Genomic DNA, 10,688 nt, shown 5'->3' with positions numbered 1-10,688 from the left:
CACCGCAAGCCATTGCGATTGACGAAGATTATCCCGCTCAGCACATGCCGGGCATCCACGCGCGGCTTGCCCATCCTCAGGAAAACAGTCCCCCGGACTGTTTTCTGATCTTCGGATACTCTTGGGAAAGAAGGGCCGTAGCCGCTCCATATGCGCCTCGCTCAGCCAGAAAAGATTGCTCATCGATCAGCTCTCCTTGCGGAGCCTGAAGCACGCCAAAGGCCTGAAAGCAATGGGTCTGGAGCCTAGCGCGGCTGTTCGCGAAACATCGATCCTCGTGGTTTCCAAAGATGGTGACTGGCGAAGCTTCTGTGGGGCATCAACGCGTCTCTATCTCGTATCCGAGATTGAGACGGCGCTGGGATTGCTTAACGATCCGCCGCTTGTAGTTAGACAGTCCATCTTGGCTTGGCTTACGCAGGAAGGTGACGGTCGAGTTGAAGTTCAATCTGCTCTGGCCAATGCAATCATTGATCTCGATGTCGATGTCAACAGCTATGCGATCTCAGGTGAATTGGAAGCCATTCCATACGGTGCTGAATTACGGAATGTAGTTTGGTCAGAAGACTCCGACATCGATATTATTGAGACATCAGATCCTGATGCCGATGGCGTTGTGACAGCGATGCTCAGCATGCCGCTTCAAGTCGATCTGCGAGTTCAAGTTGAATTGAACTTCTCGGTGTGGGACAGTATTGACCGGGAGTCGATTGGAATGGGCGGACGATCGGTTGAAGTCGAAGAAGAACACGATCTTCGTACCACCGTGACGATCCAAATACATAATCTTGGGGGGAATTGCAGGAGATAGAGTTCCTTTCGTGTGAAATTGACCTCAATAGTGTCGAAGTCAATCTCGGAGAGGTCAATGTATTCGAGCCCGAGGATTATTATGATGATCGTGATGAGTAATAATGCTTCGCACCTTGTGCGACCGAATGTTGGCTAGATGTTTTTATCCCATAATTTGATGGTGCGATCCTTTCTTGGGAATAGAAGGATGTCCTGTGGGATATAGTTCGTCTGATGTGCTGCACTGCCGTCAAGCGGCTCACCGCCTTCACGGTCTATGCGGCAGAAATCTCGCTGTAGCTTGCCTAAATGGCCGCCTTCCCAGAATTGCTGAGGCTACCGCGCTGCACCGCCGCCAGACGGCTTCCCGCCAGATAAGACAGTCTGTTGACGAGGGTCAGCACGCGAAAATATTGTCCATCTTACCTAGGAAGTTCGTCGCCCTGCATCGGCTTCTTCCCCTTACCCGCCCGCTTGAGAACATCCAGCGCCTTGGGGATATCCGCCCGCGCCGCTCGCTCCTGGAAATAGCTCTCCACCCGCAGGGCCGAGAGCTTCTCGGCCACGGCCACATTGATCAGCTGGTTCAGCGCCACGCCCTCGGTCTCGGCGACCTTGCGGGCCTCCTCCAGCAGCGAGGGCTGGAGCCGTAGCGCGAAATTGCTCTTTCTCATAGCCTCTTCTCCACTTTCCGCCACGCCGCGCCGGGCGCGAGGGTTTCGATTCCGAAGCGCTCGGCCACCTGGCCGAAGTCGCGCAGGTTGAAGGTCACGATGGCATCGGCCCTTCCGTTCACCGCCGCCGCCAGCACCATGTCGTCATTCTGGTCGCGCACGGCGGGCCGCCAGAGGAAGGCCAGCCGCACCGGATCGACCACCGCCGCCACCGCGTCGAGCAGCACATTCACGTCCTCGACCGACAGGCCGGACGCCTCCAGATGCTCGGGCCGGGTCAGCACCGCCTGATACTCGATCATCAGCGGCACCGAGGCCAGCAGCGTGATCCGCCGCTTTAGCCCCGCCACCAGAAGCCGGCGGGAGGCCCCGGCATCGCTGCGGATCGCTGCCACCATGGTGGCGGTGTCCAGAATCAGTCTCATGCAGAGATATTGGATCGGCAAAAGGATATTGCAAGTGATATTGCTTTGATGCCTGTTCAGAGTTACCGTGGTAGCGGCTCGCAGAGGCGGCTCGTCCCTTTTCTTTCCTTTCCTGCGCTCGGGTTCTCCGAGGCGGGATTAGCGTTTGGCGGAGAGGAAACCCCGTCGTTTCATGTCATTTCCCATCGAGCAGGGGGGAGATCATGGAAAGGAACGGTTCAACGGGGCGGGCTGGAGAGATACCGGCGAACGCCAATCGTCCGCCCGACGGGCGGGATGCCGGCAACGAGACCGATGTCGGTCAGCGGCTGGACGAGGTGGTGCTGATCATCGCCCGGCTGATTGGCAGGCGGATGGCGCGCGAGGATTACGACAAGGCCATGCGCGCCGCCAACCACAATGCGCCACCGGCCCGCGAAGGGGCAGGGCCGGTCATCGAGGACAAGGACTGACCGAACGGAGACCGTCATGACCCGTGCCGCGCTTTACGCCCGCTATTCTGACGACAAGCAGAGCGAGGCGTCCATCGAGGATCAGTTCCGGCTGTGCCGCGAGCATGCGGGACGGGAACGGTGGCAGATCGTCGGCTCCTACGAGGACGCGGCGATCTCGGGGGCCAGCACGATCCTGCGTCCCGGCATCCAGCGGCTGATGCGCGATGCTCTGCACGGCGAGTTCAACATCCTGCTGGCGGAGGCGCTGGATCGGATCAGCCGCGACCAGGCCGATGTCGCCACGCTCTTCAAGCAGCTGAAGTTTGCCGGCGTCAGCATCGTCACCCAGGCCGAATCTGGCGAACCGACCTGTCTCGCTCCTGTCCGGCCTGATGACCTGCGGCTGCTGCGGCGGAAAGGTCGGCATGGTCCTCTCGGCAGGTTCGGCTGCCTCAATCACCACCGGCGAGGCACCTGCAACAACAACCGCACCATCCTGCGCGAGAAGCTGGAGGCGCGGGTGCTGGCCGGATTGCAGGACAAGCTGGTCTCGACAGAGGCGGTCGAGGAGGCGGTACGTGCCTATGTCCAGGAGACCAACAGGCTGAACCACCAGCGCCGCGCGCAGCAGGACACCGACCGTCGCGCGCTGGCAAAGATCGAGCGTGCCATCGTCGGGATCTTTTCAGCCATCGAGGACGGCATGTATCAGCCGTCGATGAAAGCCCGGATGGACGAACTGGAGCGCCAGAAGGCGGAGATCGCCGCGCGCATGGCGGAGGCGCCGGTGGACCTGCCGGATGTTCATCCGAACGTAGCGACCAGTTACAGCCGCAATGTCGCGCGATTTGCCGAGGCCCTGAACGATCCTGATGGCGGCCGGCAGGCGGCCGAGGCGCTACGGTCACTGATCGGCGAGGTGATCCTCACGCCCGGCGAGAAGCGGGGCGAGGTCCATGCCGAGCTACGCGGCGAGTTGATGGGTATTCTCGGCATCGCGGCTATCCAACCGGATGAGGGACGAGCGCGAGTTATGACAGCGGTAGTTGCAGGCCCGGGAGCAGAACCTACGCCAGAGCACGCCAAACTACGATTTGGTGCGACAAGCATACTCCCTGAATATGCAGGTTCAAATTGGGTATGCTTCGCCGTGATCGGCCATGCAGGCCCTGAAGGGGCTTTTGCGCGTTGCTCCCTTCCGTTAGTTCCGCCGTCTTGCGACTATCGGAAGACAGATAACGAAATCAAGATGTTCCACTCTCACGCCGCGCAGGATTGCAGACTATTGCGACCTGAGGCTTGCCCCGCCGCTCACCCCCGAATTGGACTTGACCGGAAAATGTGGAGAGCACCCAATGAGAAAGCGGGAGGTGTTCTATGGGAAACGGGAACCGGCCGACGCCGGAGTTTCGGCGTGAAGCGGTGCGTCTGGCGTTGACCAGCGGCAGAGCGCGGCGGGAGAGCGCGGACGATCTGGGCATCGGGCTGTCGACGCTGACGCGGTGGCTGACCCAGGAGCAGGATGCCGGTGAGCGTCCGCAATCGCCATCTCCTGCGGGATGATGCTCAACTCCGCCCTGTCCCCGACAGATAGATTTCGGATTGTGCATATGGAACGATCTTCATAAGATTCGACGCACCTTTCGGCTCTGCGATACATGGTCCAGCCAATCTTCCTGCCTTCCCCCGGCCACGGCCTTCCCTACCTCAAGGTAGGCGTCCTGCTCTGCCCCGATTTCACCCTGACGCCGATGGCGAGCTTCGTGGACACCCTTCGGCTGGCCGCCGACCGCAGCGACGGAAGCCGTCAAATCTACTTTTCCTGGGATTTCCTGGCGGCGGGCGCCGGGCCGCCGCGATCGAGTTGCGGGCTGGAGGTGAAACCGACGGCGGCGCTCTCCGAGCGGCCGCGATATGATTGTCTTGTCGTTTGTGGCGGGCTTCTGCGCAAGCACTCGGAGATCCTGCCCGAGACTTATGAATATCTGCGCGCCGAGGCCGACCGTCGCATTCCTATAGTCGGCCTTTGCAGCGGCAGCTTCGTGATGGCGCGCAGCGGCCTGCTCGACGGGCGCCGCTGTGCGCTGCATTTCGAGGTGTTCGAGGAGTTCGTCCGAAGCTTTCCGAATGTCCAGGCGGTATCCGACGAGAACTTCGTCAGCGATGGTCCCTTTATCACCTGCCCGGGCGGCTTCGCCGCGGTCGAGGTGGCGGCACAGCTCGTCGCTGCCTATGGCGAAACCAGTCGCGCCGAGAAGGCGATGAGCTTCCTGCTCTTCAAACCGGGAGAGCCGCGTATCGTCCTGAAGACCAAGCCCTATGCCGAGGCACTGGCCCGAGCCTCGCAGCTTACGGTCAATGCGGTGCGGGCGATGGAGTTCGGGATAGACGCGCCTTGCTCGATCGATTCGCTGGCACGTTCGCTCAATGCGACTCGCGCCCGACTCAACCGGGCCTTCGCCGAGGATCTCCAGACATCGCCCGCCGCCTTCTGGCGCGACATGCGCATGCTCGCCTCGCGCGAGCTTTTGTTGAACCGGCGGCGGACCGTCACCGAGATCGCCTATGATCTCGGCTTCTGCGATGCGGCGCATTTCTGCACCGCCTTCAAGCGCTATTTCGGGATCAGCCCGCTCGAATATCGCCTCTACGAGCGGAAGACGGGTAAGGCTCCCGTGCCTCCGGCGCCTGAAAGCGCCAGCTCCGGCCAGCATCCCCCTGCCGCCACGACCTAGACGGCGACTCGAGACGGCATGCGCGCTTGCTGGAACGCCGCTGGCAGCGGCAGGGCTGCGCCCGCTCCATCCTGACTGAATGGATCAACGGTTATCAATTTCGTATCAGATACACAATCCGATCGAGACTGCGCCCTGTAGCATCCATGGTCGACAACACACAAAGCCGCCCAAGCGGCGCGTTTCCGGCCAGACGCCCTGGCCGCGGATCAACGGGGAAAGGACTGCTGATGATGCGGGATCTGCATCGAACAGGGATTCGTCCCTGCGAGGATCAATGCCGGAGGACGATGCCCTGATGCATATCCTCCCCTCGCAAACTTCTTCTGGATCGCAACGGGTAATGGTCGAAGTCGCCGGTCTGTGCAAGGACTTCGGTGCCCATCGGGTTCTCGACAACATCCATTTGACCGTCGATCCCGGCGAGGTCATCGCGATCATTGGTCCCAGCGGGTCGGGCAAGAGCACGCTGCTGCGCTGTATCAATCTGCTCGAACGGCCGAGTGCGGGGGCCATCCGCGTCGGCGACGTCGAGATCGACGCCTTCCGCAAGATCACCCGCCGGGAACTGCTGGCCTTCCGTCGGCCGATCGGCATGGTCTTCCAGTCGTTTAACCTCTTTCCGCATCTCTCGGTCCTGCGCAATGTCAGTATCGCGCAGGAGCGCGTGCTGAAACGCAGCCGGGAAGAGGCCGACGCGGTCTCGCGCCAGTTGCTGGAACGTGTCGGTCTGGGTAGCAAGGCCGATCAGTATCCCGCCCGCTGCTCGGGCGGCCAGCAGCAGCGGATCGCCATCGCCCGCGCGCTCGCGCTTGAGCCGGAACTGATGCTCTTCGACGAGCCGACCTCGGCGCTGGACCCCGAACTGGGGCTCGAGGTTCTGAACGTGATGCAGGAACTCGCGACCGCCGGTATGACGATGATCGTCGTCACTCACGAGATGCACTTCGCCGAGAGCGTGTCCAACCGCGTCATCATCATGGCCGACGGCAAGATCATCGAGGAAGGCCCGAGTGTGCAGGTCATGCGATCACCGCACAGCGAGCGCGCCAAGCAGTTCCTCGGCGCGGTGCTGAACCGATGAGCGCGCAGATGATGGCGACGATCCTCAGCGGCGTCACCTGGACGATTGCGCTCTCGCTGACCGCGCTCGCCATCGGTATCATCCTTGGCGGCGTACTTTGCGCGATGCGGACCTCCGGCGTGGCGCTCCTCGATTTCGCCGCCACCGTCCTGATCCTGGCGTTCAGGTCGGTGCCGCCGATCGTCTGGCTGTTCCTGATCTATTTCGGGATCGGCAGCGGCATCGTTCAGGTGAGCCCGTTCCAGGCCGCCGCGATCGGGCTGGGTCTCATCACCGGCGCGAACATGGCCGAGATCTTTCGCGGCTCGCTCAAGGCCATCCATCCCGGTCAGGGAGAAGCGGCTCGGGCGCTCAGCATGCCTCCCGTCTGGCGGATGGTCGATGTGATCATCCCGCAACTCATGCGCATCTCGCTGCCTTCGGTCGTCTCCTACGGGATCGGGCTGCTGAAGGACACGGCGATCGCATCCACGATCGGCGTCCCGGAAATCGCCTTCAAGGCGTCCCATGTGTCGCAGGTCACGTTCAGGGGCCTCGAAAGCTTCGCCTTCGCGGGGGCCCTCTACATCCTGCTGAGCGTCCCCATCGCCCTGGCGAGCCGGGAAATCGACCAGCGGCTGCGCGCGAGGGTCGCAAAATGATCGACATGCTCGAATTCTGGCGACAGTCCCTTCCGCAACTCCTCACGGGTTACAGGCTATCGCTGCTTGTGACCGGCGCCTCGCTTTTCCTCGGCATCCCGCTCGGGCTGTTGCTCGCGCTGTCGCTCCAGACCAGATCGACCTGGCTGAAGCTGCCCTCGCTCTCGGTGGTCGAGATCGGGCGCGGCGCCTCGATCCTCGTCCTGTTGCAGTTCGTCTATTTCGGCATGCCATCGGTCGGCCTCACCTTCTCGTCCTTCGCTTCTGTGACCATCGCCTTCACCTGGTGCACGGCCGCCTATACCAGCGAGATCATCAGGGCCGGGCTGGAATCGGTGCCGCAGGGCCAGCGCGAGGCGGGCGAGGCCCTTGGCATGACGCGGCTCGACATCCTGCGGATCGTGATCCTGCCGCAGGGCCTGCCGGTCTCGGTGCCGGCGCTGCTCGGCTTTTCGATCCTGATGCTTCAGGCCTCGTCGCTGGCCTTCGTCGTGGCCTTGCCCGAACTCATGAGCAAGGCGCAGCTGATCGGCTCGAATACCTTCCGCTACATGCCGCTCTTCACGCTGACCGCCATTCTCTATGCCGCGGTCTGCATCCCCGCCACGATCGTGGTCGGCTTTCTCGAACGACGGCTCAGCCGCCACTTCTAATCAACAGGGAGCGTTAAAATGAATAAACTGAGCTTACTCGGCTTCTGCCTCGTCGCGATGTCCCAGGCGGCAGCGGCACAGGACTGCACGCCGAAGCACGAGTTCCCCACCGTCACCCCCGGGGCGCTGACGGTCGCCGTCTACAACTACCCGCCCTTCGCGACGGTGGGGGACGGCAACGCGATAGGCGGCATCGACACCGAAGTCGTCAACCTCATCGCCGAGCGCAACTGCCTCAAGGTCGTGCCCGCGGTTGTCGATCCCTCGGCGGTCATCCAGAACGTCCTGACCAGAAAGGTCGATCTCGGGATCGGCGACTGGTTCCGCACGGCGGAGCGGGCCAAGGTCCTCGGCCTTTCCTACCCGATGTATGTCGACCAGATGGCTTTCTATTCGCGCGAAGGCTACAGCACGCTGGCCGAGCTTGAAGGGAAGAGGGTCGGCGCCGTCTCGGGCTTCCTCTATGCGGGCCAGTTAGAGAGGGCGCTTGAATCCTCGGTCGTTCTCTATCCGAACCCTGTCGCGCTGGCGCAGGATCTGATGACCGGTCGGATCGACGTGGCGGTCGAAGGTTATGGCACCGGCGCCTATGCCAAGAGTCAGGGCGCCTATGAGGGGGTCGAGATCGTGATCGCCCAGCCCGACGAGCGCGTGCCGGTGTCGGTCGAGCCCGCGCAGATCGCGTTGCTCTATCATCCGGGCAACCCCGAACTGGGCGCGGCGATCGATGCCGAGATTCAGGAGTTCCACACGACTGGCCAGATCGCGGACATCCTTGAGGCGAACGGGCTCGAACGCAGCGGAGCCGAGACCGGTGAGCCGCGCCTGATCGAATAGGCGCCCGCCTGCTCCCTCGGAGAGGGAGGCGGGAAATGGAGCGGACGCCCCGTAAACGGGGCGCCCGGCAGATCAGCAGAAACGAGAGGTCAAGACATGACTCGCGAATTCGATGTCCTCGTGGTCGGCGGCGGCATCATCGGCGCGGCGGCCGGGCATCACGCCGCATCCGCCGGTTACCGCACGCTTCTGGTGGAGCAGGGCGATTATGCGTCGGCGACGAGCAGCCGCACCTCTCGCCTGCAAAACTGCGGGTTCATGTATTTCATGGACATGCACGGCGCAGGGATAATGCAACTGCTGCGCGACCCGCGCCGCATCGTCTCGTCGCTCGAACTCGCCCGCCGGGCCATGCGAGAGCGCGCGGCCTTTGTGCGTTCCTCGCCGGACCGGGTGCGCAAGCTCGAATTCTACGTGCCGTTCGGCGGCGCCACCGGCATCACCGGATTGCAGATGCGCGCCGCGGCCAAGGCCTTGCGGCTGCTTGGCGGCGGCGAGGTTCCGCTGGAAGCCGCGTTCCTGAGCGCGAAGGAAGCCCGGGCGCATCCGCTGCTGCGGATGACGGCGAAAGCCGACCAGCTGCGCGGCGCTTTCCGCTATGTGGAGTATCAGTATCCTTCGCCTGAACGCATCGTTGTCGATACCATCCTGAAGGGTCGCGAAGCTGGCCTCGACGCGCGCAACCATACGCGGCTTGTCGGTCTCGCGCGCGGCGGTACCGGATGGGAAGCGACGCTCGAACATGACGGCGCCACTTCCATCGTCACCGCCAAGGCGGTCATCAACGCCGCCGGTGCCTGGGTCGACGACATAACCGGCCTCGCCTCCAACCACGCTCCGCGCCTCAACACCGGAGCGAAGGGCGTGAACCTCCTCGTCCGTCTGCCAGCGGGCGCCCGTGGCCTCGGCTTCGAGACGGTGACCGAACGTGGCACCCCCTTCTACCTCTTTCCCTGGGGGGATCTGCACTATATCGGCCCTGCCGACTCCACCGCAGACGCCAAGGCGACCGAATTCCGGGCGACCGACGCCGAGATCGCAGAGATTCTTGCGGATGCGAGCCGACTCTTCCCGGACCTGAACCTGACGCCCGACGATGTGATCTACAGCTGGGCGGCCGTCCGGCCACGCACCGCCGGGCCGAATGCGCCGCAAGGAACCTTCGACGTCCGCGAGCACGACCTGTCGGACCGCGGCATGCCGGGGTTCATCGTCTTCACCGGCGGGCTCTTCATGACCCACCGGGACGCCGGGAGAAGGCTCGTGCGGGCGCTCCGCCGGCATGTTGCGCCATCGGGTCCGTCGCGTGTCCTCGACTATGCTCTGTCGCGCCAGGCCGACGAGGACCGCGTCACCGCCGCAAGCGTCCGGCGCGCCATCGTCGACGAGCAGGCGCGGACCCTGTCCGATATCCTGCGCCGGCGCCTGCTGGTCGCCTGGTCGGACGATCTCGGCCTCGGCCTGGCTGAGGAGGCCTCCCGGCACGCCGCCGGGGTTCTCGGCTGGGACGAAGGCGAGCGCCAGAAGCAGCTTGCCCTATACCGTGCCGAGGTCGAAAGGAGTTTTCGTCCCCAACCGGCAGTTCTCGGAGAGGCGGCCCGGGGAACGGGTCTCGAAACTGTCGTCGAAGTCTAGTCCGTGGTCATGCCCAACAGTGTTTTTCAAATGACCGCAATCAGTTACACTAAGCGGCAAGCTTTGGGATCTGGCGTTCGACCAATCGCAAGTATCGTTGGTTGCGTGCCGAGGAGCGGAACCTACCCCAATTTGCGCAAAACTGCGATAAAATCTACTGACCGACTGGCTGAGGTTTCGTCATGATGAACTCTCGCTCCATCCCTGATCATAGGAAACCAGGGCCTGCCGAGGCGTGAAATACACTACGGTCATGACAGAGACCCTTGAAGCGTAAGAGGTTGAGCTGCCGCCGATCTTGATGCCATCCACTTTTTCGCCAAAGACATCGGCACTACGGATCATCGACTGTGAGTGCCGTTGTTGCGTGATACCGTCCGATGGGGCGCGCGGCTACTTTCGCCTTCTTGTGGGCTCCTCTCTCGCCGGGGCGTCAGGGGGCCACATAGCGTGAAATAGAGCGGTCTCTCCGTCGCCCTTCAGCGTTCCGATCTCGTCCGGCTCAGCCGCGCAGGATGGATTTCCCGGCATATTCGGCGGCGGCGCCCAACATTTCCTCGATGCGGATCAGCTGGTTGTATTTCGCCAGCCGGTCCGAGCGCGCAAGCGAGCCGGTCTTGATCTGGCCGCAATTCGTCGCCACGGCCAGGTCGGCGATGGTGGCGTCCTCGGTCTCGCCCGAGCGGTGCGACATCACCGAGGTATAGCGCGCGCGGTCGGCCATGCGCACCGCGTCCAGCGTCTCGGTCAGGGTGCCGATCTGGTTCACCTTGACCAG

11 protein-coding genes and 3 pseudogenes are annotated in these 10,688 nt (G+C 62.8%); 10 read left to right on the top strand and 4 right to left on the bottom strand.

Annotated features, from left to right (window positions below; translation table 11 throughout):
- Positions 1-183 (bottom strand): annotated as a pseudogene (locus tag AQY21_RS27425) (hypothetical protein); the annotation flags it as partial.
- On the opposite strand from AQY21_RS27425, the gene AQY21_RS28340 reads away from it, so the two are divergent.
- A complete protein-coding gene (locus AQY21_RS28340) occupies positions 176-811 on the top strand; it encodes a hypothetical protein (RefSeq protein WP_152988052.1) in 636 nt (211 codons plus the stop codon). The pseudogene AQY21_RS27425 and the gene AQY21_RS28340 overlap by 8 nt on opposite strands.
- Positions 812-1,214: 403 nt before the next feature.
- Here the strand turns inward: AQY21_RS28340 and AQY21_RS01660 are convergent, their stop codons facing one another.
- Both AQY21_RS01660 and AQY21_RS01655 read right to left on the bottom strand, forming a co-directional pair.
- Positions 1,215-1,466, bottom strand: a complete 252-nt coding sequence (locus tag AQY21_RS01660; protein ID WP_058096145.1) for a hypothetical protein — start codon at positions 1,464-1,466, stop codon at positions 1,215-1,217.
- On the bottom strand, positions 1,463-1,891 hold the full coding sequence (locus tag AQY21_RS01655) for a putative toxin-antitoxin system toxin component, PIN family (RefSeq protein WP_058096148.1): 429 nt from the start codon (positions 1,889-1,891) through the stop codon (positions 1,463-1,465). The genes AQY21_RS01660 and AQY21_RS01655 overlap by 4 nt, the downstream gene beginning before the upstream one ends.
- A 203-nt stretch (positions 1,892-2,094) precedes the next feature.
- Here AQY21_RS01655 and AQY21_RS01650 point away from each other — a divergent pair, with 203 nt between their 5' ends.
- From AQY21_RS01650 to AQY21_RS01615, 9 genes and pseudogenes are all read left to right on the top strand, one after another.
- Entirely contained in the window at positions 2,095-2,343 is a 249-nt protein-coding gene (locus AQY21_RS01650) for a hypothetical protein (protein WP_058096144.1), read from the top strand.
- Between the two features lie 16 nt (positions 2,344-2,359).
- Positions 2,360-3,763 carry a recombinase family protein gene (locus AQY21_RS28335; RefSeq protein ID WP_058096143.1) on the top strand — a complete coding sequence of 468 codons (1,404 nt, stop codon included), beginning with the start codon at positions 2,360-2,362 and terminating at the stop codon, positions 3,761-3,763.
- Positions 3,703-3,852, top strand: a pseudogene (locus AQY21_RS29530) (transposase); the annotation flags it as partial. The gene AQY21_RS28335 and the pseudogene AQY21_RS29530, both read left to right, overlap by 61 nt.
- A gap of 131 nt (positions 3,853-3,983) precedes the next feature.
- Positions 3,984-5,060, top strand: a complete 1,077-nt coding sequence (locus AQY21_RS01640) for a GlxA family transcriptional regulator (RefSeq protein ID WP_058096142.1) — start codon at positions 3,984-3,986, stop codon at positions 5,058-5,060.
- Between the two features lie 343 nt (positions 5,061-5,403).
- On the top strand, positions 5,404-6,144 hold the full coding sequence (locus AQY21_RS01635; RefSeq protein WP_152988053.1) for an amino acid ABC transporter ATP-binding protein: 741 nt from the start codon (positions 5,404-5,406) through the stop codon (positions 6,142-6,144).
- Positions 6,145-6,152: 8 nt separating this feature from the next.
- Positions 6,153-6,785 carry an amino acid ABC transporter permease gene (locus AQY21_RS01630; protein WP_203416324.1) on the top strand — a complete coding sequence of 211 codons (633 nt, stop codon included), beginning with the start codon at positions 6,153-6,155 and terminating at the stop codon, positions 6,783-6,785.
- The gene (locus AQY21_RS01625; protein WP_058096140.1) at positions 6,782-7,438 is read left to right on the top strand and encodes an amino acid ABC transporter permease; all 657 of its coding nucleotides are present in this window, start codon (positions 6,782-6,784) and stop codon (positions 7,436-7,438) included. Before AQY21_RS01630 ends, AQY21_RS01625 begins: the two co-directional genes overlap by 4 nt.
- 18 nt (positions 7,439-7,456) lie before the next feature.
- Positions 7,457-8,275 carry an ABC transporter substrate-binding protein gene (locus tag AQY21_RS01620; protein ID WP_065169880.1) on the top strand — a complete coding sequence of 273 codons (819 nt, stop codon included), beginning with the start codon at positions 7,457-7,459 and terminating at the stop codon, positions 8,273-8,275.
- A 96-nt stretch (positions 8,276-8,371) separates the two neighbouring features.
- Positions 8,372-9,910: an FAD-dependent oxidoreductase gene (locus tag AQY21_RS01615; RefSeq protein WP_065169879.1), complete on the top strand. Its 1,539-nt coding sequence runs from the start codon at positions 8,372-8,374 to the stop codon at positions 9,908-9,910.
- 502 nt (positions 9,911-10,412) lie between these two features.
- Here AQY21_RS01615 and eno read toward each other — a convergent pair.
- A pseudogene (gene eno / locus AQY21_RS01610) lies at positions 10,413-10,688 on the bottom strand (phosphopyruvate hydratase); the annotation flags it as partial.

The organism is Paracoccus sp. MKU1 (assembly GCF_001447385.1).
Lineage (GTDB): Bacteria > Pseudomonadota > Alphaproteobacteria > Rhodobacterales > Rhodobacteraceae > Paracoccus.
The sequence above is the reverse complement of the archived record's forward strand: the minus strand, read 5'-3'. Positions and strand labels throughout refer to the sequence as shown.

What these genes read in the sequence shown, in the direction of transcription:
- AQY21_RS28335 (WP_058096143.1), top strand. Translation starts at nt 2,360, where the DNA reads ATGACCCGTGCCGCGCTTTACGCCCGCTATTCTGACGACAAGCAGAGC.
- AQY21_RS01620 (WP_065169880.1), top strand. Translation starts at nt 7,457, where the DNA reads ATGAATAAACTGAGCTTACTCGGCTTCTGCCTCGTCGCGATGTCCCAG.
- AQY21_RS01660 (WP_058096145.1), bottom strand. Translation starts at nt 1,466, where the DNA reads ATGAGAAAGAGCAATTTCGCGCTACGGCTCCAGCCCTCGCTGCTGGAG.
- AQY21_RS01630 (WP_203416324.1), top strand. Translation starts at nt 6,153, where the DNA reads ATGATGGCGACGATCCTCAGCGGCGTCACCTGGACGATTGCGCTCTCG.
- AQY21_RS01640 (WP_058096142.1), top strand. Translation starts at nt 3,984, where the DNA reads ATGGTCCAGCCAATCTTCCTGCCTTCCCCCGGCCACGGCCTTCCCTAC.
- AQY21_RS01650 (WP_058096144.1), top strand. Translation starts at nt 2,095, where the DNA reads ATGGAAAGGAACGGTTCAACGGGGCGGGCTGGAGAGATACCGGCGAAC.
- AQY21_RS01615 (WP_065169879.1), top strand. Translation starts at nt 8,372, where the DNA reads ATGACTCGCGAATTCGATGTCCTCGTGGTCGGCGGCGGCATCATCGGC.
- AQY21_RS01625 (WP_058096140.1), top strand. Translation starts at nt 6,782, where the DNA reads ATGATCGACATGCTCGAATTCTGGCGACAGTCCCTTCCGCAACTCCTC.
- AQY21_RS01635 (WP_152988053.1), top strand. Translation starts at nt 5,404, where the DNA reads ATGGTCGAAGTCGCCGGTCTGTGCAAGGACTTCGGTGCCCATCGGGTT.
- AQY21_RS01655 (WP_058096148.1), bottom strand. Translation starts at nt 1,891, where the DNA reads ATGAGACTGATTCTGGACACCGCCACCATGGTGGCAGCGATCCGCAGC.